This is a genomic window from Gluconacetobacter azotocaptans, from assembly GCF_014174355.1.
GTDB classification, from domain to species: Bacteria; Pseudomonadota; Alphaproteobacteria; order Acetobacterales; family Acetobacteraceae; genus Gluconacetobacter; species Gluconacetobacter azotocaptans.
Genome location: NZ_JABEQF010000001.1, coordinates 35,123 through 53,766, shown reverse-complemented (window position 1 = coordinate 53,766; position 18,644 = coordinate 35,123). Strand labels below are relative to the sequence as shown.

19 protein-coding genes and 1 riboswitch are annotated in these 18,644 nt (G+C 68.9%); of the genes, 13 read left to right on the top strand and 6 right to left on the bottom strand.

Annotated elements, in window-relative coordinates:
* The first annotated feature begins 1 nt into the window (after position 1).
* From cobN to cobJ, 5 genes are read left to right on the top strand one after another with little or no spacing between them, the layout of a single operon-like run.
* Positions 2-3,232: a cobaltochelatase subunit CobN gene (cobN, locus tag HLH34_RS00310; RefSeq protein WP_183117609.1), complete on the top strand. Its 3,231-nt coding sequence runs from the start codon at positions 2-4 to the stop codon at positions 3,230-3,232.
* Complete coding sequence (gene cobG, locus HLH34_RS00305) at positions 3,229-4,383, top strand: precorrin-3B synthase (protein WP_244959526.1); 1,155 nt, start codon at positions 3,229-3,231, stop codon at positions 4,381-4,383. The genes cobN and cobG overlap by 4 nt, the downstream gene beginning before the upstream one ends.
* On the top strand, positions 4,383-5,012 hold the full coding sequence (locus HLH34_RS00300) for a precorrin-8X methylmutase (RefSeq protein ID WP_183117608.1): 630 nt from the start codon (positions 4,383-4,385) through the stop codon (positions 5,010-5,012). The genes cobG and HLH34_RS00300 overlap by 1 nt, the downstream gene beginning before the upstream one ends.
* A 4-nt stretch (positions 5,013-5,016) precedes the next feature.
* On the top strand, positions 5,017-5,763 hold the full coding sequence (locus HLH34_RS00295) for a precorrin-2 C(20)-methyltransferase (protein ID WP_183117607.1): 747 nt from the start codon (positions 5,017-5,019) through the stop codon (positions 5,761-5,763).
* Positions 5,760-6,494, top strand: a complete 735-nt coding sequence (gene cobJ, locus HLH34_RS00290) for a precorrin-3B C(17)-methyltransferase (protein WP_183117606.1) — start codon at positions 5,760-5,762, stop codon at positions 6,492-6,494. The genes HLH34_RS00295 and cobJ overlap by 4 nt, the downstream gene beginning before the upstream one ends.
* On the opposite strand, the gene HLH34_RS00285 is transcribed toward cobJ, so the two are convergent.
* Positions 6,470-7,234 carry a cobalt-precorrin-6A reductase gene (locus tag HLH34_RS00285; protein WP_183117605.1) on the bottom strand — a complete coding sequence of 255 codons (765 nt, stop codon included), beginning with the start codon at positions 7,232-7,234 and terminating at the stop codon, positions 6,470-6,472. The genes cobJ and HLH34_RS00285 overlap by 25 nt on opposite strands.
* On the opposite strand from HLH34_RS00285, the gene cbiE reads away from it, so the two are divergent.
* The 8 genes from cbiE (at position 7,233) to HLH34_RS00245 (ending at position 14,151) form a co-directional block, all read left to right on the top strand.
* Positions 7,233-8,414 carry a precorrin-6y C5,15-methyltransferase (decarboxylating) subunit CbiE gene (gene cbiE / locus HLH34_RS00280; RefSeq protein WP_183117604.1) on the top strand — a complete coding sequence of 394 codons (1,182 nt, stop codon included), beginning with the start codon at positions 7,233-7,235 and terminating at the stop codon, positions 8,412-8,414. The two genes, HLH34_RS00285 and cbiE, sit on opposite strands and share 2 nt — an antisense overlap.
* On the top strand, positions 8,411-8,779 hold the full coding sequence (locus tag HLH34_RS00275) for a cobalamin biosynthesis protein (protein WP_183117603.1): 369 nt from the start codon (positions 8,411-8,413) through the stop codon (positions 8,777-8,779). The genes cbiE and HLH34_RS00275 overlap by 4 nt, the downstream gene beginning before the upstream one ends.
* Positions 8,776-9,558: a precorrin-4 C(11)-methyltransferase gene (cobM, locus tag HLH34_RS00270; protein WP_183117602.1), complete on the top strand. Its 783-nt coding sequence runs from the start codon at positions 8,776-8,778 to the stop codon at positions 9,556-9,558. Before HLH34_RS00275 ends, cobM begins: the two co-directional genes overlap by 4 nt.
* Entirely contained in the window at positions 9,555-10,865 is a 1,311-nt protein-coding gene (locus tag HLH34_RS00265) for a cobyrinate a,c-diamide synthase (protein ID WP_183117601.1), read from the top strand. The genes cobM and HLH34_RS00265 overlap by 4 nt, the downstream gene beginning before the upstream one ends.
* The gene (cobA, locus tag HLH34_RS00260) at positions 10,862-11,599 is read left to right on the top strand and encodes a uroporphyrinogen-III C-methyltransferase (RefSeq protein WP_183117600.1); all 738 of its coding nucleotides are present in this window, start codon (positions 10,862-10,864) and stop codon (positions 11,597-11,599) included. Before HLH34_RS00265 ends, cobA begins: the two co-directional genes overlap by 4 nt.
* Complete coding sequence (gene cobF, locus HLH34_RS00255; protein WP_183117599.1) at positions 11,596-12,369, top strand: precorrin-6A synthase (deacetylating); 774 nt, start codon at positions 11,596-11,598, stop codon at positions 12,367-12,369. Before cobA ends, cobF begins: the two co-directional genes overlap by 4 nt.
* Positions 12,366-13,406: a threonine-phosphate decarboxylase CobD gene (gene cobD, locus HLH34_RS00250; protein WP_306417739.1), complete on the top strand. Its 1,041-nt coding sequence runs from the start codon at positions 12,366-12,368 to the stop codon at positions 13,404-13,406. The genes cobF and cobD overlap by 4 nt, the downstream gene beginning before the upstream one ends.
* Positions 13,407-13,476: 70 nt before the next feature.
* The gene (locus HLH34_RS00245) at positions 13,477-14,151 is read left to right on the top strand and encodes a histidine phosphatase family protein (RefSeq protein WP_204736494.1); all 675 of its coding nucleotides are present in this window, start codon (positions 13,477-13,479) and stop codon (positions 14,149-14,151) included.
* Between the two features lie 20 nt (positions 14,152-14,171).
* Here the strand turns inward: HLH34_RS00245 and HLH34_RS00240 are convergent, their stop codons facing one another.
* The 5 genes from HLH34_RS00240 to HLH34_RS00220 all read right to left on the bottom strand — a co-directional run bounded on the left by HLH34_RS00240 (position 14,172) and on the right by HLH34_RS00220 (position 18,642).
* Positions 14,172-14,906, bottom strand: coding sequence for a CbtA family protein (locus HLH34_RS00240; protein WP_183117597.1), 735 nt, complete (start codon positions 14,904-14,906; stop codon positions 14,172-14,174).
* Between the two features lie 16 nt (positions 14,907-14,922).
* Positions 14,923-15,144: a CbtB domain-containing protein gene (locus HLH34_RS00235; protein ID WP_183117596.1), complete on the bottom strand. Its 222-nt coding sequence runs from the start codon at positions 15,142-15,144 to the stop codon at positions 14,923-14,925.
* A 29-nt stretch (positions 15,145-15,173) separates the two neighbouring features.
* A riboswitch (cobalamin riboswitch) is annotated at positions 15,174-15,315 on the bottom strand.
* 181 nt (positions 15,316-15,496) lie between these two features.
* Positions 15,497-16,102 carry a nitroreductase family protein gene (locus HLH34_RS00230; protein WP_183117595.1) on the bottom strand — a complete coding sequence of 202 codons (606 nt, stop codon included), beginning with the start codon at positions 16,100-16,102 and terminating at the stop codon, positions 15,497-15,499.
* 267 nt (positions 16,103-16,369) lie between these two features.
* Entirely contained in the window at positions 16,370-17,095 is a 726-nt protein-coding gene (locus tag HLH34_RS00225) for a pirin family protein (RefSeq protein WP_183117594.1), read from the bottom strand.
* Positions 17,092-18,642 (bottom strand): efflux transporter outer membrane subunit, encoded by a 1,551-nt coding sequence (locus HLH34_RS00220; protein WP_183117928.1) that lies wholly within the window; start codon positions 18,640-18,642, stop codon positions 17,092-17,094. The genes HLH34_RS00225 and HLH34_RS00220 overlap by 4 nt, the downstream gene beginning before the upstream one ends.
* Between the last annotated feature and the right edge of the window lie 2 nt (positions 18,643-18,644).

Here is an 18,644-nt window from a genome sequence, read left to right as displayed (position 1 = left end):
CATGCACGTGGTCTTCCGCGAAAGCCACGGCCTGGAAGAGACCGAGACGCCCGTCGATCTCGGCCAGAGCCCGGCCGACCTGGTGGTGCTGTCCTTCTCCGACAGCGACCTCGGCGCTTTCGCGGCCGGATGGCACGCAGCCGGGGGCACGCTGCCCAGCCTGCGGCTGGCCAATCTGGCGGCATTGCGGCATCCGCTGTCGATCGACACCTATGTCGAGGCCACGCTCGCCCAGGCCAGGGGCATCCTGATCCGGCTGATCGGCGGGGTCGGCTACTGGCCGTATGGTCTCACGCAGGTGGAGCATCTGGCGCGCCGGAAGGGCATCGCGCTGGCCGTGCTGCCTGCCGACGGGCGCGAGGACCCACGCCTCGGCGCCCTCTCCACCGTGCCAGACTCCACGCTGCAACGCCTGGCGGCCCTGTGCGACAGCGGTGGCGCGGTGGCGGCGCGGGCGGCGCTGGCACAATTGGCCCTGGCGTCCGGCCTGGATGCGGCGCCGGTCATCGGGTTGAAGACCATTCCCGAATGCGGCTGGTACGATCCGGACACCGGCACAGGCGGTCCGGCACCGCAGGGCAGTGCGCCGCTGGCCGTCGTCACCTTCTACCGCGCTTATCTGACGGCGGCGGACACCGGCCCGATCGATGCCCTGATCCGCGCCATGCGCGAACGCGGCTTCCGGGCCGTGGGGCTGTTCGCTCCCTCGCTCAAGGCCCCGGATGCGGCGCGCTGGGTTCGACAGGCCCTGCGCGACAGCGACGCGGCCGTCGTGATCAATGCCACCGCCTTTTCCGCGCGGGGGGAGGACGGCACTTCACCGCTCGATGCCACCTCCTGTCCCGTGTTTCAGGTCGCCCTTTCCACGGCGCGACGTAGCGACTGGGCGATGGCGGAAAGGGGCCTGTCGCCCGCCGACCTCGCCATGCATGTCGTCCTGCCCGAAGTGGACGGGCGGGTATTCGCGGGCGTCGTCAGCTTCAAATCGGCGGAGGAGCGCGACCCCCAATTGCAGTTTTCACGGCTGATGCATCGGCCTCACGCCGATCGCATTGCGGCCGTGGCGGACCGCGCGGCGGCATGGCACAGTCTGGGCGCCACGCCGCCACCCCAGCGAAAACTGGCGATCGTCCTGTCGACCTATCCCGGCCGTCCCGACCAGATGGCGCACGCCGTGGGGCTGGACGCCCTGGCCTCGACGGACGCCATCCTGGCCGACCTGGGCCACACCGTGTCAGCGGACGACCAGTCCCTTGCTACCGCGCTGCTGACCTGCCGGCAAAGCTGGCCACTGGACGCCTATCGCACGGCCCTCGCCCGGCTGGCCCCCGAATTGCGACAGGCGCTGCAAGAGGCATGGGGCGATCCGGCGGCCGATCCATCGGTACGCGACGGAGAATTCCATTTTCCCGCCATCCACCGGGGGGCAATTCTGGTCGCCTTGCAGCCGGAGCGCGGCGAGGCGCACCTGCGCGATGGCGATTATCATGACCTGTCCCGCACCCCACGCCACGCCTATGTCGCCTTCTATCTGTGGCTGAGAGCGCAACAGCTTCATGCGCTGGTACATGTCGGCGCGCACGGCACGCTGGAATGGCTGCCCGGCAAGGCGGTGGCCCTGTCCGCCACCTGCTGGCCCGCCGCGCTGCTGGGCGGCCTGCCGGTCATCTATCCGTTCATCGTCAACGATCCGGGCGAGGCCGCGCAGGCCAAGCGCCGCATCGGCGCGGTCACGCTGGGCCATCTGCCGCCGCCGCAGCGCGACAGCACGGTGCCGGACGGGATGCTGCGGCTGGAGCGGCTGCTCGACGAATATTCCACCGCCGAGGGCCTCGACCCGGCCCGCCGCGACCGACTGATCGAAGCGATCCGCGCCGAGGCCCGGGCCGCCGGCGTCGAACAGGATCTGGGCATCCCGCAGGGTGCCGGCGCGGCCGAGGCCATCGTGCGGATCGACCGCTTCGTCTGCGACATCAAGGAAAGCCAGTTCGGCGACGGCCTGCATGTCTACGGCCAGGGCGCGGGCGAGCGTGAAGGCCTGCTGACGGCGCTGTCCGGCCGCTACGTCCCGCCCGGCCCGGCGGGATCCCCCCTGCGCGGCCGGGCCGACGTGCTGCCGACCGGCCGCAATCTCTACGCGGTCGATCCGCGCGCCGTGCCCAGCCGGGTCGCGCATGGACAAGGTGTCCGCCTGGCCGAAGAATTGCTGCGCCGCCATCTGCAGGATCACGGCGACTGGCCGCGCGGCCTGATCGTTGATCTGTGGGGGTCGGCCACCATGCGCACCGCCGGCGAGGAATTCGCCATGGCCCTGCATCTGGCCGGGCTGGCGCCGCAATGGGATGCGGGATCGGAACGCGTATGCGGCTTCGAAATCCTGCCGCCGGCCCTGCTGGGCCGCCCGCGCATCGACGTGACGCTGCGGGTGTCGGGCCTGTTCCGCGATGTCTTTCCCGGCATGGCGCAGATGTTCGAAGCCGCCGCCGCCGCCCTGGCCGAACGGGATGAACCGCCGGAAGAAAACCCCTATAGCGTCCGCGGCCCACGGGTCTTCGGCCCCCGACCCGGCCATTACGGGATCGGCATGGGCGCGACGTTGGAAGAGTACAGCCACGAGGGCCGGGACGCCGCCGGCGAGGCCTGGCTCAGCGCCTCGGAATGGACGATCGGCGCGGGCGGCGACATACGGCGCGATCGCGACGCGCTGGAAACCCGGCTTCGCACGACCGACAGCATCGCGCATGTGCAGGACCTTCCCGAAACCGACCTGCTGCTGTCGCCCGATTACGCGGCGCACGAGGCCGGCCCCGCTGCGGCCATCGCCCGCATCGGCGGCGTGGCGCCCACGCTCTATCACCTCGACGCCACGCGCCCCGAGGCCCCCCGCGCCCGCATCCTGCGCGAGGAAATCGCCCGCGTGGTCCGCGCCCGCGCCGGCAACCGCAACTGGGCCAGCGGCATGATGCGCCACGGCTTTCGCGGCGCCGCGGAAATCGCCGCCACGCTCGATAATCTCGCCGCCTTCGCGCACCTGACCCACGATGTGCCGGCCCATCTGTTCGACATCTATTACGACGCCACGCTGGGCCGCGACGATCTGGTAACGTTCATGGCGCGCGAGAACCCGGCGGCCCTCGCCACCCTGCGTGATCGTTTCCGTGCGCTCGACGCCGCCGGCCTGTGGATCACCCGCCGCAACACCATCGCCGCCAACCTGCGGGACGCGCCATGATCGCGCCGCTGGTCAAGGGCTGGTGCCCCGGCGCCCTGCGTCCGATGCCATCCGGCGACGGGCTGCTGGTCCGTATCCGTCCTACCGCCGGACGGCTGACCCAGGCGCAGGCCGCCGGCATCGCGCATCTGGCCGGGCAATACGGCAACGGGCTGATCGACCTGTCCGCACGGGCCAACATCCAGATTCGCGGCATCACCGACCCGACCCATGCCCCGCTTGTCGCGGGCCTCGCGACGCTGGGCCTCATCGACCCGACGCCCGAAGATGAGGCCAGGCGCAATATCGTCGTGACCCCGTTCTGGCAGGACGGCGACGGCACGGCGGAACTGGCCGAACGACTGGGCAGCGCCCTGCTGGACGACCGGACGATCGACCTGCCCGGCAAATTCGGCTTTGCCGTCGATACCGGCGCGAACCCCGTCCTGCGGGAGGTATCCGCCGATATCCGGATCGAACGCGACGCCACGGGGGCCTTGCTCTGCCGGGCCGATGGCGCTGCCGGCGGCGCACGGATCACGCCGGACACCGCAGTCCACACCGCGCTGAGCCTCGCCCGCTGGTTCATCGCCGGCGGCGGTCGGGGGCGCATGGCGGCGCATCTGGCCGGCGGTGCGACGCTGCCCGCCGCCTTTACCGCAATCCAGGCCGCGCCGACGACCGGCACGCCGGCCCCGCCCCCCCGCCAATCGGCCGCCGGGTTCATGATCGGCCTCGCCTTCGGGCAGATGCGGGCACGCACCCTGTCCGCCCTCGCCGACATTGCCCCCCTGCGCGTCACGCCGTGGCGCATGCTGCTGCTCGAAGGGCGGACGGGCGCACCGGACATCGACGATGTCATCACGCGCCCGGACGATCCCCTGCTGCGGGTCATCGCCTGCCCCGGCAAGCCCGGCTGCACCCAGGCCCTGCAACCCACGCGGGCGCTGGCGCGGGCCTTCGCCCCGCATGTCCCTGCGGGCAAGGTGCTGCATGTGTCAGGTTGCGCGAAAGGGTGCGCGCACCCCGGGCCGACCTCGCTGACCCTCGTCGCACAAGCCCATGGCTTTGGCCTTGTCCGGGACGGCAACGCCGCCGCCTCTGCCATCCACCATCCCCTCACGGTCGAACAGTTGCTGGCCACACCCGGAACGCTGATGGGAAAATCCTGATGCCTCACCTGTATGAAACCGATGGCGCGGCCATCTACCGCCGGTCCTTCGCCATCATCCGGGCGGAAGCCGATCTGGCCCGTTTCACCCCGGAAGAGGAGATCGTCGCCGTACGGATGATCCATGCGGCCGGCATGGTCGGTCTTGAACGGCATATCGCCTTCTCACCCGGCATGGCGATCGCGGCGCGCGCGGCGCTGGAGGCAGGGGCACCGATCCTGTGCGACGCGCGCATGGTCAGTGAAGGCATTACCCGCGCACGGCTGCCCGCCGGCAATGATGTGATCTGCACGCTGAACGACCCCGGCGTGGCCGATCTGGCCCGCGAGACCGGCAATACCCGTTCGGCCACGGCGCTCGAACTCTGGCGCCCCTATCTGTCCGGTGCGGTGGTGGCCATCGGCAACGCGCCCACCGCCCTGTTCCACCTGCTCAACATGCTGGAAGACGCCGCCTGCCCCCGGCCGGCGGCGATCATCGGCTGCCCGGTCGGCTTTGTCGGCGCCGCGGAATCGAAGGACGCGCTGATGGGGACGCCCCCGGCCCCCGCACTGACCGTCAGGGGGCGGCTGGGCGGCTCGGCGATGACGGTCGCGGCGGTCAACGCGCTGGCCAGCCGGACCGAATAGAATCATGCCCGGCAAGATCATCTGCACCGGCCTCGGACCCGGCGACCCGGATCTGATCAGCGTGCGCGCCGACCGGCTGATCCGCACCGCCCGCCATGTGGCCTATTTCCGCAAGGCCGGGCGCGCCGGACAGGCGCGGCGGATCGTCGAGGGGATGCTGGCACCCGGCGTCATCGAATATCCGATGGAATATCCCGTGACCACCGAACTGCCGGTGAACAGCCCCGCCTATCGCGACGCGCTCGCCGGCTTTTACGAGGACTGGGCGAACCGTCTGGCCGATCTGGCCCGCACGCAGGATGTGGTGGTGCTGTGCGAGGGCGATCCGTTCTTCTACGGCTCCTTCATGCATCTGCATGCGCGCCTTCAGGGTCGCGTCGAGATGGAAATCGTCCCCGGCATCACCGGCATGACGGGCTGCTGGAACGCCACCGGCATCCCGATCACCTGGGGCGACGACGTGCTCACCGTGCTGACCGGCACGATGCAGGAGGCCGACCTGGCGCGGCATATGCAGGCCGCCGACGCGCTGGTGGTGATGAAGACCGGCAGGAATCTGCCCAAGGTGCGCCGGGCCCTGGCCGCCACCGGCCGGCTGGAGGAAGCGTGGCTGGTCGAGCGCGGCACCATGCCCGGCCAGCGGGTGGTCCGCCTTGCCGAAGCCGGCTACAACGACTGCCCTTATTTCGCGATCGTGCTGGTGCATGGGCAGGGCCGTCGTCCCGAATCCGGCCATGGGGACGAAGCATGACCGGCATGCTGGTCGTCGCCGGCCTCGGCCCCGGTGACGAGGCGCTGATCACGCCCGAGGTGGCGGCAGCCCTTGCCGACGCGACCGACGTGGTCGGCTACATCCCCTATGTGGCGCGCGTCCCCGCGCGGGAGGGGCTGACGCTGCATGCCACGGACAATCGCGTGGAACTGGCGCGGGCCACCCACGCGCTGGAACTGGCGGCGGCCGGGCGCAGGGTCGTCGTCGTCTCATCGGGCGATCCCGGCGTGTTCGCCATGGCCTCGGCGGTGTTCGAGGCGGTGGAGCATTCCCCGCGGCTGGCCGATATCGATATCCGCGTCCTGCCCGGCATCACCGCCATGCTGGCCGCCGCCGCGCGGGCCGGCGCACCGCTAGGCCATGATTTCTGCGCGATCAACCTGTCGGACAACCTCAAGCCCTGGGAAACGATCGAGCGGCGCCTGCGCCTTGCCGCTCAGGCGGATTTCGCCATGGCTTTCTACAATCCGCGCTCGGCCAGCCGCCCGCATCAACTGGCCCGCGCGCTGGAGATCCTGCGCGCGGAATGCGGACCGCACCGGCTGATCATCTTCGCCCGCGCCGTGACGACGCCCGAGGAACGGATCAGCGTGGTGACGCTGGCCGAGGCGCGTGCCGAGATGGCCGACATGCGGACAGTGGTGCTGGTCGGCAGCGCCGCGACGCGACGGGTCGGGCGGCATGTCTACACGCCGAGGCGCGCGGGATGACCGTCCGAACCACCTCCAAGCCATGCCATCACCGCGTCGGCGGCGCGTGCGACAGGGCGCGGCGGCATGTGGGGCCGGTCGATCAGAATCACCGGCAGGCCCAGCGCGCGCGCGGCATCCAGCTTCGCCCGCGCCCCCACGCCACCGGCATTCTTCGCCACGACATGGGTGATGCCATGCGCCTGCATCAGGGCAAGATCCTCCTCCGGCGTGAACGGCCCGCGCGCGACGACCACGGCCGCGTGGGGCAGCGGCAGGGCGGCGCCGGGCGGATCGACCAGACGCAGCAGGTAATCATGCTGCGGGCAGGCCGCGAAGGCATCGATCGACTGCCGGCCGATCGCCAGGAACACCCGTGCCCGCGCATCGGGCAGCGCGGCGACCGCGCCCGCCACATCGGCAACCGCACGCCAGTCGTCGCCCTCCGCCGCCACCCACGGCGCGCGCTCGAACGCCAGCAGCGGAATGCCGGCGGCGGCACAGGCCTCCACCGCGTTCCGGCTCATCCGGGCGGCAAAGGGATGGGTGGCGTCGATCACGTGGCTGATCGCCGCCTCGCGCAGATAGGCCGCCAGCCCCTCCACCCCGCCAAACCCGCCGACCCGAACCGGCAGGGGCTGCCGGGCCGGCGACGCGGTCCGGCCGGCATAGGAAAAGATGGCGTCCGTCCCCGCTTCGGCCAGAACATGGGCCATCTGGCTGGCTTCGGTCGTGCCCCCCAGCAAGAGGACGCGCGGCATGGTTGACCCCTGGCTTGCGATCATCGGCATCGGTGAAGACGGCATGGCAGGTTTGTCCGCGGCATGCCATGCCGAACTGACCCGCGCCGACGTGATTTTCGGCGGCCCCCGCCATCTGGCGCTGGTGAAGGCGGACGACAGGGGCCGCGCATGGCCGGTACCCTTCTCGGTCGACCCGGTGCTGGCCGAGCGCGGACGCAAGGTGGTGGTGCTGGCATCGGGCGATCCGTTCTGGTTCGGCGCAGGCGCCAGCCTTGCCGCCCGCCTAGATCCTGGCGAGTGGGTCGCCCACCCTGCACCATCGACCTTTTCCCTGGCGGCAAGCCGGCTGGGCTGGCGCCTTGAACAGGTCTCCTGCCTGGGGCTGCACGCGGCGCCGTTCGAACGGCTGAGACCCGCGCTGCACGCCAATGGGCGGGCGATCTGTCTGCTGCGCGATGGAGCGGCTGCCGGAGATCTGGCGCAGTGGCTGGTCACGCAGGGGTTCGGCGCCTCCACGCTCCACGTCATGGAGGCTTTGGGCGGCCCGCGCGAGCGCATCCGCACTGTCCTCGCGGCGGATTTCACCTTCACGGACGTCGCGGCACCTGTTGCCGTTGCCATCGCCATGTCGGGGCCGCCGGGGCTGGGCCGGGCGTCGGGCCTGCCCGACGGCACGTTCATCCATGACGGGCAGATCACCAAGCGCCCGATCCGCGCCCTCACGCTCTCGGCCCTCGCACCGCGCCCCGGTGAAATCCTGTGGGATCTCGGCGCCGGATCGGGATCGATTTCGGCGGAATGGTGCCTGGCCGGCGGCCGGGCCATCGCGGTCGAAACCCGCACCGACCGCGCCGCAACCATCCGCGCCAACGCACAGGCCCTGGGTCTGGATCACCTCCTCCGGGTCATAGAAGGCGAAGCCCCGGCCGCGCTGGCCGGCCTGCCCGATCCGGATGCCGTTTTCATCGGCGGCGGTGCCCGTGCGGCCCTGCTGGATCATTTGTGGACCGTGCTGCCGCCCGGAACGCGGATCGTCGCAAACGGCGTCACGCTGGAAACCGAATCGCTGCTGACCGTATGGCATGTCCAGAAGGGGGGCGAATTGCTGCGTATCGAACTGGCGAGCGCGGCACCCCTGGGGTCGATGCGCGGATGGCGCCCGGCGCGTCCCGTCGTGCAGTGGAGCGTGACACGATGAAAGTCGCAGGCTTCGGCTTCCGGCAGGCCGCCAGCCTCACATCGCTGCGCGATGCCCTGGCGGCGGCGGGTGGCGCCACAGGCATCGACGCCCTGGCCACGGTCGCGCAAAAGGCCGCCTCGCCCGCCCTGCTGGCACTGGCGGAGGAACTGGGCCTGCCCATCCGCGCGCTGGCCGCCGAAACGCTGGCGCATGTCGGCACGCCAACCCGTTCGGACCGCGTCATGGCCCGTTTCGGAACCGGCAGCGTTGCCGAAGCGGTCGCACTGGCCGCCGCCGGAGCGGGGGCGTACCTGCTCGCCCCCCGCGCGGTCTCCGCCGACGGGATGGCCGTGGCCGCGATTGCGGAGGGGAACGACGAATGACGGTTCACTTCATCGGCGCCGGACCAGGCGCGCCGGACCTCATCACCCTGCGCGGGCGGGACCTGATCGCCGCCAGCCCCGTCTGCCTCTATGCCGGATCACTGGTGCCGGCGGCGCTGCTCGACCACTGCCCGCCCGGCGCGCGCATCGTCAACACCGCGCCCCTTTCGCTCGACACGATCATTGCCGAAATCGTCTCCGCCCACGCAGCAGGCCATGACGTCGCCCGGCTGCATTCCGGCGATCTGTCTGTATGGTCCGCCATGGGGGAGCAACTGCGCCGCCTGCGCGCGCTGGACATTCCCTACGACGTCACGCCCGGCGTGCCGTCCTTCGCCGCCGCCGCCGCCGCGCTGGGCGCGGAGCTCACCCTGCCGGGAATTGCCCAGTCGGTCGTGCTGACACGCACCTCCGGCCGGGCCACCTCCATGCCGCCGGGCGAGACCCTCGCCGCCTTCGCCGCGACAGGTGCGACGCTGGCGATCCATCTGTCGATCCATGTGCTGGACCGCGTCCTTACCGAACTGACCCCGCATTATGGTGCCGACTGCCCCGTCGCCATCGTGTGGCGCGCAAGCTGGCCGGACGAGCGCATCGTCCATGCCACGCTGGAGACGCTGGAAGCCGCGCTGGCCACCGAACTGGAACGCACGGCGCTGATCCTGGTCGGTCCTGCGATCGGGGCTACGGACTTCGGCGAAAGCCGCCTCTATGCCGGCGATTATGACCGCCGTTTCCGCCCCGTCGGCACCACCCCCCGCTTCCCGGAGGCGGAATGACCTGCCCCGGCCTCATCATCTCCGCCCCGGCCTCGGGCGCGGGCAAGACCATGGTCACGCTGGGCCTGCTGGCCGCCCTGCGGGCACGCGGCCTGACGGTACAGCCCTTCAAGAACGGGCCGGACTATATCGACCCGGCCTTCCACAGCGCCGCATCGGGGCGAGAATCGGTCAATCTCGACACGTGGGCCATGTCGTCGGAGCGGATCGCGGGGCTGGTCGGCGCCCGGGGGGACGCCGATCTGATCATCGCCGAAGGCTCGATGGGCCTGTTCGATGGCGTGGCATCGGCGGGCGAGGCGGGCAATGGCGCCAGCGCCGATCTGGCGGCGTTGACCGGCTGGCCGGTCGTGCTGGTGCTGGACGTTTCCGGCCAGGCCCAGTCCGCCGCCGCCATCGCCCATGGTTTTGCGACGCTGTCCCCCACCGTCAGGCTGGCGGGGGTGATCCTCAACCGGGTCGCCAGCCCGCGCCACGAGGCATTGATCCGCGCCGGCATGGCGGCCGCAGGCATTCGCGTTCTGGGTGCCCTGCCGCGCCGCGAGGCAATCGCTTTGCCTGAACGGCATCTCGGCCTGGTTCAGGCCGAAGAGCAGCCTCATCTTGCCACGCTGCTGGGCGAACTCGGCGCCTTCATCGCCGCTCAGGTGGATCTGGATCCGATCCTGTCTCTCGCGGGCGGCAGCTTCGGCGGCCAGGGCCGGCCACGCGCGGTGGTGCCGCCCGGCAATCGCGTGGCCCTGGCCCGCGATGCTGCGTTTTCGTTCGTCTATCCGCATCTGATCGAAGGATGGCGCGCGGCAGGGGCGGAAATCGTGCCTTTCTCCCCCCTCGCGGACGAGGCACCGGACCCGGGCGCCGATGCCTGCTGGCTGCCCGGCGGCTATCCCGAACTCCATGCCGGCACGCTGGCCGCCGCCACCCGTTTCCGCGACGGGTTGCGGCAGTTCGCCGTGCGCAAGCCGGTGCATGGTGAATGCGGCGGATACATGGCAATGGGTGCCGGACTGATCGATCCGCAGGGGACACGGCACGCAATGGCCGGCCTGCTGGGCCTTGAAACCTCCTTTGCCAGACGGCGGATGCATCTGGGCTACCGGCTGGCGACGCTCCGCGCACCGATCCCCGGCCATGAGGCGGGCACCCGGCTGCGCGGGCACGAATTCCACTATGCCACCATCGCCAGCCAGCCGGACGACACGCTGGCACAGACAATCGACGCCAATGGCGCTGCCGTGCCCGAAGCCGGGTCGCGGCGCGGGCTGGCCACCGGCACCTTCTTCCACCTGATCGCGCCCGCGACATGAGCGGCTTCGTCTCCTTCGTCTCCTCCGGGCCGGGCGATCCGGAACTGCTGACGCTGAAGGCCGTGGCGCGGCTACAGGCAGCCGATGCCATCCTGTTCGACGATTTGTCCTCCGGGCCGATCCTCGCCCATGCCCGGCCCGACGCCGACCTGGTCAGCGTCGGCAAGCGCGCCGGCCGGCCGTCGCCCCGGCAGGACAGCATCAGCCGGCTGCTGGTCGAATATGCGATGACAGGGGCGCGGGTCGTCCGCCTGAAATCCGGCGACAGCGGCATTTTCGGCCGACTGGAGGAGGAACTCATCGCCCTGGACGCGGCCGGCATCGGCTATGAGATCATCCCCGGCGTGCCCTCGGCTTGTGCGGCAGCCGCCGCCGCCGGCATCCCCCTCACCCGCCGCCTGACCGCCCGGCGTGTCCAGTTCGTGACCGGTCATGACATCACGGGCGATCTGCCCGAAGAACTGAACGTGACGGCGCTGGCCGATCCCACCGCCACGACCGTCGTGTTCATGGGCAGGCGCACCTTCCCGAAGCTGGCGGCCCTTCTGTTCGCCGCCGGATTGCCGGGCGAAACCCCCGCTCTGCTGGCCGAGGCCGTCAGTCGTCCCGCACAGCGTCTTCTGCGCACCACGGTCGCCGAACTGGCCGGGATGCTGGCCACTCATGCCAGCAGCGCGCCCGCCCTCATCCTCTATGGCGCGCTGGGCAACCAGCCTGAGGGAGGACGCCCATGATCGATCTGGTCCTTGTCGGCATCGGCACGGGAAATCCCGAACATCTGACCCTCCAGGCCGTTCGGGAACTCAATGCTGCCGACCTGATCCTCATACCGCGCAAGGGCGACGACAAGGCCGACCTTGCCGAACTGCGCCGCGCCATCTGCGTGCGGGTCCTGACCAACCCGGCCATCCGCATCGCCGAATTCGACGTGCCGCGCCGCAACACCGCCGACCCCGACTACCGCAGAGGCGTCGCGCACTGGCACGATGCGATCGCCCATGCGTGGAACGAAGCCATCCATGCCAACCTGCCCCGAGGTGGCACGGTCACGCTGCTCGTCTGGGGCGATCCCGCCCTGTATGACAGCACCCAGCGGATTGCCGCCCGGCTGAACCCGCCCCCCAAGACGGTGCGCAGCATTCCCGGCATCATGTCGCTGAACATGCTGGCCGCCGCCCACGCCATCGCGCTCAACGATATCGGCGCCCCGTTTCTGGTCACCACCGGGCGCCAGTTGCGCGACCATGGCTGGCCGCCAGGAACCGATACCGTCGTGGTCATGCTGGATGGCGACTGTTCGTTCCAGCACATCCGCGCCGACGCCATCACCATCCACTGGGGCGCCTATGTCGGCATGGCCGAGCAGATTCTGCTCTCCGGCCCGCTCGCGCAGACCGGACCGCGCATTATCGCCGCCCGGGCCGAGGCCCGCGCCCGCCATGGCTGGATCATGGACATCTATCTGTTGCGGCGGCATGCAGGCAGCGTCACGGAGGGCGGATGATGACAAGGCGAGAACCGGATCGGCCGGAAGCACACGGCGGACAGGTGCGGGCGATCATGCGCCATTTCCCCGATGCCCCCCGCCCGTTCATCGATTTGTCCACTGGCATCAACCCGCAGACCTATCCGCTGGCGATGCCTTCGCTCCAGACCTTGGCCCGGCTGCCGGAAACGGATGAGGAGGACGACCTGCGCGAGGCGGCTGCCGCAGCCTATGGTGCCGCCGATCCGGACATGGTCGCGACCGGGCCCGGCAGCCAGAGCCTGATTTCCCTGCTGCCGCGTATCGTCACCGCATCGTCCGCGTGCATATTGGGCCCGACCTATTCCGGGCACGCAACCGCATGGCAGCAATCAGGAATGGCGGTGCGGAACGTCGTCGATCCTGACGATCTCGTACGGCAATCGGCAGAACCCGGCACCGTCTGTATCGTGTGCAATCCCAACAATCCGGATGGGCGCATTCTCTCGGCAGCGATACTGAGGGACCTTGCCGACCGGTGCGCATCACACGGAAACCATCTGGTCGTGGACGAGGCTTTTGCCGATTTCGACGGTGAAAGCCTGATACCGGCCTTGCCACATCCGGGCCTGATCGTCCTGCGCTCGTTCGGCAAGACCTATGGACTGCCTGGGGTCAGGCTGGGATTTCTCCTGGCCTCCCCGGAAACGGCGGAACGGACGCGCAACCTGATCGGCGCCTGGCCCGTCGGCAGCCTTGCCCTGGCCGCCGGCCGCCAGGCTCTGCGGGATGCACGCTGGCTGGACCGGGCCCGTCTGGCCGCGTCCCGCGCGAAGGACCGCCTGACCGGACTTCTGGAGGCTGCAGGCCTGCGCCATGAAGGTCACGCACGCCTGTTCACCCTGCTCCGGACAGACGACGCACCGGAGCTGTGGGCCCATCTCTGCCGCCACGGGATCGCCACCCGTCGATTCAGCGCGCAACCGGACGCCCTGCGCCTTGGCCTGCCGGGAGACGAACAGGCATGGGTCCGCCTTGATCATGCGCTGCACGCCTGGCGCGGAAGAAGCCCATGACCGGTCACGGCGAGGGGACAACGCGCTGCATGGCCTGCGGAACCGCCATGACATGCCTGGCCGCGGCCACATGCTGGTGCATGACGACGCCTCGCAGCTTGCCGGTTCCGACAGATGGTCGCACCGGCTGCCTGTGTCCAACCTGCCTGGAGCGACGGATCCGTGGCGACAGGCGCGAAGACGCCGAGGCGGCAGGATGAAGCTGTTCGGAATCGCATCCGGCCTGTCGGATGACGTCCGGCGCGGCATCATCCCCGCACGCGACAGCACGGACGGTCACGATGAGTCCGTCGCCGCATGGCTCAATGCAACCGGCGATCACCATCCGATTGTCGCCGGACCGGACGTCGCTCTGACGTCAGCGCAATCCTGTCGCGAGCGCCCGATCGTGACCGAGCCAGCGCTACGCGAACGCGGCCACGGACAATGGCATGGGCGCAACCTGCGCGACCTTTCCCCAGATGATGTACGCCGCTGGGTAGATGACCCGGACTTCGCACCGCCCGGCGGCGAAAGCGGTCGCGCGGCATTCGAACGCATCGGCGATTGGCTTGATCATCTGCCCGACGGCACAGGAACCCTTATCGTCATCGCACGCCCGGCAGTGATCAGGATGCTGCTGATCCGGGCGCTCGGCAGCGGCACGGACATGATCCGGCATCTGGACGTGCCGCCTTCAACCCGCAGCGAAATGTCCCGCCATACAGGCTGGCGGGTCTCGGCCATCGGCGTGCCGCTGGGCTGAATCCCCGATACTCCCGGCCATCAGCCGGCGCGGTGCCGCCCGGCTACGCTCGGTGTCAGGACAGCGGCCGCCAGCGGCCCGAAAATCAATCCCAGCGCCCCCCACAGGACGATCTGCATCCCGATGGCCGCCTCGCGGAACCGCCAGAGCACAATCGCGGGAAAATCAGCCGGCACTTCGTTGATATCGGGCAGCCCGCCCTGCACCAGCGCCGTCAGGACCACGAACAGCCCGACCCCGCACAGCGTGCCGTTCCATTGTCCGAAACGCTGCGTCAGGCGTCGTCCCACCAGGATGGACAGCCCCATCACGCACAGCGACAGCACGATCATCTCGAAATACGTTGCTGTACGCAGTCCGATCGTGCCTTCCTGCCCGACCGCCGGGGGATTGGGCGGATATTTCAGATCGGGGATCAGCACGAAGGTCAGAAATCCCGCCCCCGCCAGCAACAACGCCAGCGCACGTGGTGAGATCCGCCCCACCCGCCCGTAGGCCAGCGCAAAGACGATGGCGAAAATGCCCCCATAAGCCGCACCATACAGGGCCGCCGCCGTAAACAGGCCGAACGATGCCTGCACGCTACGACTGACGATCTCAGGTTCGGCCGCCATGCCTGCGGCCGCATCCCGGGCCGTTTCGAAGGCAATGGATAAATTGACCTGCGGCTCGCCGAACACACGGGCAAACAGGAACGCAAGACACGCGGCAAGCAAGCCGGCAATCATTCCGCGCGCCAGAAGACGTCCCGCCATGATGGATATCCCTGAGTCAGTGGCAGGGAAAACCCAGGAGATGCCGCCCGTCATGGACGAATTCATGCACCGCATGACCCGAAACCAGCGCGGTGGCGCCCTGCTCGGCGCCTACAAAATACAGCAGCACCATGGACAGGACCAGGCCGAAGACCGCCCAGGGCAGAAGGGCGCGCAAGGGGATGGCGTCGGGCATTGCCGCAGATGCGGGGACGGGCGAGGAAAAACCGTAGCTCATGACATGCTCCGCTCGGAAAATCGCGTTCCGGATTGGGACAAAAGGAGGCAGGGGTCTGGCTTTCCACCACGCATGGCGTGGCGGCAATTACAGTGGCGCGACCGCGTCGGACTTTCACCGACTTCCCTACCTTTCCAGGCTACACGCTGCGCAGCCATTTGAAAAGTCGGCCCGGTCGCCGATTCATTCGCTTGTGTATTGATGTGGGCCGTGAGCCATGGTTATAACGCGCCAAGTCGATGGAGCAGATCACCCCCCACAGACCCTAACTCAGAACTGAGGGCACGTTGGGGGCAGGGTCACGATCGTTACGAGAGAACCGGTCGCCAGGGTCTACGGAGCGGTCCCTCGATCAAAACCGGTCATAGGCGATGACATCGGCATCCGGGATCCGTCCACCGTGCGGAGGCAGTTCGCCCGCTCCCTTTCCAACCGCGACGAACATGACCAGCGCATGGTCCTTTGGCAGGCGGATGATCTCCGCCACCTGCTCGAAATCGAACCCGTCCATCGGGCAGGTGTCATAGCCGTGCGCCGCGGCTGCCATCATCAGGGCAAAGGCCGCCATACCGGCGGAGCGAAACGCCTCGTCACGTTGCATGGCCGGGTTGTTTTCATAATACTGAGTGATCATGGAAATGTATTTCTCGCGCATGGCCTCCGGCGCGTCATTCCAGTAACGGCCGGGGTCCTTCGCGTAGGCATGCATATCCGCGCACAGGACGACCAGTGCCGAGCATTCTTCGATCTGCGGCTGATGCCATGCAACTTCCTTGATCGCTGTGCGAACGACAGGATCGCGCACCACTAGGAACCGCCAATTCTGGATATTGAACGCGGTGGGCGCCGTCCGGGCCGCGTGCAGGATGGCGGCCAGCGTTTCGTCTGACATCTGGTGCCCCGCATCGAAGCGCTTCGTCGCCCGCCGCGCGAGCATCGTATCCAAAATCGCGTTCATGCCGTTCGTTCCTTCCGTTCATCCGGATCCGCAGGCGGCGCGGCCCCCGATTAAGCGACACATTGCCTCTGCCGCCCCAGCCGGTCGATCCCAAGTCCCACGCTATCGCCGGAACGAAGATAGACCAGCTCCGGGCGCATTCCCATTCCGACACCCGTACCAGCGATCGAAACTGGGCGTATCGCCTCCGGGGACTGCCAGGGATGTCCGACAATTCCATAGACGCTTAGGTTTTCCCGGCCCCCGACACGCCCAGGCTCGTCTGCTTCAGTCCGAATCGCAGACGACCAGGGTGGATGGCTCGAGCGCATGCGCAACGACCGTCTCGCATCCCGTGATCGCGATGCCACACCCCGCGCCGGCGTCGTGCCCTAGGATTTCTACGTGGCCGGCGGCGACGAGAACATAGACGCAGCGATCCGCATAGGTGGGTATGACAGCCTGTCCGCCGGCAGGCAGCGCGAGGCGAAGCACGCGCGCCCGGGCCTTCAGCGGCAGCGGGTCACCCGACCGCCCCTGATCCACTTCTTCCGGATCGTCGGTGGGAAAGCCGCTGGCCAGCAAGGCATGCTGATGCCCGAAGCGGTCCCCCTCGCGGCGCAGGCCGATTTCCGGCGTTCCCCCTTCCTCCTCGGGCAGCAGCCAGAGTTGCAGGAGCGACGCCGGTGCGCCCCCGGTCTTCCACGTCGCCAGGGCCACGCCATCACCGGCGCTGACGACATGACAATCGCCCGGATTCAGCAGGCTGTCGCCAAGACCATCCACCAGCGCCACAACCATGCCGTCCAGAACCAGTGTCACGATTTCGACCGCGCTTTCATGGTCCAGCCTGAAGGCGGCGTCGGCCTCCAATTCGATCCGGTTGAGCACGCGCAGCCGTCCCCAATGGAGAGAGGCGGTCCCGGCATAGGCCCGGAACGCGAAATGACAGTCGAGTTTAATACTCTGCTGGACCAGATGACCCAGCTCGGAAGGCTGCCGCACCTTGATCATCCCTGCCGCCCTCCCTGCCCGGGCCGCTGGGCCGTCGCGACCGGGTAACACGCCTCCCAGCCACCGCCGAGCGCGCGGTAAAGCCGGGCCACCGAGACCGAAACCGCCGTCGTCGACTGGACGAGCTGGTTCTGGCTGGCCAGAAGCGCATTCTGCAATGTCAGCACGTTCAGGAAGTCCGATGCCCCCTGCACATATTGCTGTTGGGCCAGACGTACGGCCGTTTCGTTCTGGGCCACGGTGTCCTTCAGCCGGTCGCGCTGCTGCTGGGCGGCGGAGAAATCGGCCATGGCGTCGTCGATCTCCTGCCATGCCTTGAGGATGGTGCGCTGGAGGTTGATCGCCGCCTCCTTTTGCTGCGCCCGGCGCAGGCGCAATTGCCCGGTGAGGCGACCGCCCTCGAACAGAGGCAGCGTCATGGTCGGGCCGAAGCCGTATTGTCGCGACGCCCAGGACCCGAGCCCGCTGAATTGCAACGCCTGCACGTCGAGGCTGCCGGACAGCGTCACGCGCGGAAAGAAATCCGCCACTGCCACGCCGATGCTGGCGGTGGCGACATGCAACTGCTCTTCAGCCATCCGAATGTCCGGCCGACGTTCCGCCAGTTCCGACGGCAGGCCGACGGGCACCGCGTCGGGAACCGGCGGTATCGGTGCTGGCGTGCCGAGCTGCGCCCGGAGCGCGCCCGGCTCGCGCGCGACCAAAAAGCTCAGCGCATTGATCAGATGCACTTCCTGGCTGCGCAGGATCGGCAGGCGCGACTGGAACTCGCTGAGCTGCCCGCGCGAATCCGCCACATCGAGCTGCGTCGCGGCCCCTTGCGCAAAGCGGAGGCTCGTCAGGTCGACACTGTGCTGGGCGGTGTCGATATTGCGGCCGACGATGGCGATCTGCGCCTGCACGCCGCGCAGATCGAGATAATCCTGCGCGGTCTCGGCCATCAGCGAGACCAGGACATCCTGCTGCATGTCCTGCGTCGCCCTGACCGCCGCGTTGGCGGCCTCGACCTGGCGCCGGACATGACCCCAGAGATCGACCTCCCATGACGCGCTCATGCCGTATTGCGGCAGGTTGAAGGACGGATTGCCAACCGTGCCCGGCACGGCGACGGGGCCGAAGCCCTGTGCCCCGCTGGCGACATCGCCCGCACCGGCGCGCTCCATTGTGCCGAGCAGGCCGAGGATACCGTTCGTGCTGGCGCGTTCACGGGCGTAGGAGACATTTCCCTCGACATGGGGAAACTGCGCGGCGCTCGCGATCCGCCGCTCGGCCAGACTCTCCGCCAGACGATAGGCGCTCGCGCGCAGATCCAGATTGGCGGCGGCGACCTGTTGTTCCAGCGCGATCAGCACCGAATCCCGATAGATCGTCCACCATTGCGGGTCGGCCGGGCTTTCCTCGGGATGGCTTTCGGCATCCGCCATACCGCGATGCCAGTGCGGCGCACTGGCGAGATCAGGCTTGTGATAGTCGGGCCCGACCGTGCAGGCGCCGAGCCAAAGCGCGCTCGCAAGAGCGAGCGTGCGGCGGTTGAGAACTGTGGTCATGA

What these genes read in the sequence shown, in the direction of transcription:
- cobA (WP_183117600.1), top strand. Translation starts at nt 10,862, where the DNA reads ATGAGCGGCTTCGTCTCCTTCGTCTCCTCCGGGCCGGGCGATCCGGAA.
- HLH34_RS00300 (WP_183117608.1), top strand. Translation starts at nt 4,383, where the DNA reads ATGCCTCACCTGTATGAAACCGATGGCGCGGCCATCTACCGCCGGTCC.
- HLH34_RS00240 (WP_183117597.1), bottom strand. Translation starts at nt 14,906, where the DNA reads ATGGCGGGACGTCTTCTGGCGCGCGGAATGATTGCCGGCTTGCTTGCC.
- cobJ (WP_183117606.1), top strand. Translation starts at nt 5,760, where the DNA reads ATGACCGGCATGCTGGTCGTCGCCGGCCTCGGCCCCGGTGACGAGGCG.
- cobG (WP_244959526.1), top strand. Translation starts at nt 3,229, where the DNA reads ATGATCGCGCCGCTGGTCAAGGGCTGGTGCCCCGGCGCCCTGCGTCCG.
- cobM (WP_183117602.1), top strand. Translation starts at nt 8,776, where the DNA reads ATGACGGTTCACTTCATCGGCGCCGGACCAGGCGCGCCGGACCTCATC.
- HLH34_RS00275 (WP_183117603.1), top strand. Translation starts at nt 8,411, where the DNA reads ATGAAAGTCGCAGGCTTCGGCTTCCGGCAGGCCGCCAGCCTCACATCG.
- HLH34_RS00265 (WP_183117601.1), top strand. Translation starts at nt 9,555, where the DNA reads ATGACCTGCCCCGGCCTCATCATCTCCGCCCCGGCCTCGGGCGCGGGC.
- HLH34_RS00285 (WP_183117605.1), bottom strand. Translation starts at nt 7,234, where the DNA reads ATGCCGCGCGTCCTCTTGCTGGGGGGCACGACCGAAGCCAGCCAGATG.
- HLH34_RS00225 (WP_183117594.1), bottom strand. Translation starts at nt 17,095, where the DNA reads ATGATCAAGGTGCGGCAGCCTTCCGAGCTGGGTCATCTGGTCCAGCAG.
- HLH34_RS00295 (WP_183117607.1), top strand. Translation starts at nt 5,017, where the DNA reads ATGCCCGGCAAGATCATCTGCACCGGCCTCGGACCCGGCGACCCGGAT.
- cobF (WP_183117599.1), top strand. Translation starts at nt 11,596, where the DNA reads ATGATCGATCTGGTCCTTGTCGGCATCGGCACGGGAAATCCCGAACAT.
- HLH34_RS00235 (WP_183117596.1), bottom strand. Translation starts at nt 15,144, where the DNA reads ATGAGCTACGGTTTTTCCTCGCCCGTCCCCGCATCTGCGGCAATGCCC.
- HLH34_RS00220 (WP_183117928.1), bottom strand. Translation starts at nt 18,642, where the DNA reads ATGACCACAGTTCTCAACCGCCGCACGCTCGCTCTTGCGAGCGCGCTT.
- cbiE (WP_183117604.1), top strand. Translation starts at nt 7,233, where the DNA reads ATGGTTGACCCCTGGCTTGCGATCATCGGCATCGGTGAAGACGGCATG.
- HLH34_RS00230 (WP_183117595.1), bottom strand. Translation starts at nt 16,102, where the DNA reads ATGAACGCGATTTTGGATACGATGCTCGCGCGGCGGGCGACGAAGCGC.
- cobN (WP_183117609.1), top strand. Translation starts at nt 2, where the DNA reads ATGCACGTGGTCTTCCGCGAAAGCCACGGCCTGGAAGAGACCGAGACG.
- HLH34_RS00245 (WP_204736494.1), top strand. Translation starts at nt 13,477, where the DNA reads ATGCTGGTGCATGACGACGCCTCGCAGCTTGCCGGTTCCGACAGATGG.
- cobD (WP_306417739.1), top strand. Translation starts at nt 12,366, where the DNA reads ATGATGACAAGGCGAGAACCGGATCGGCCGGAAGCACACGGCGGACAG.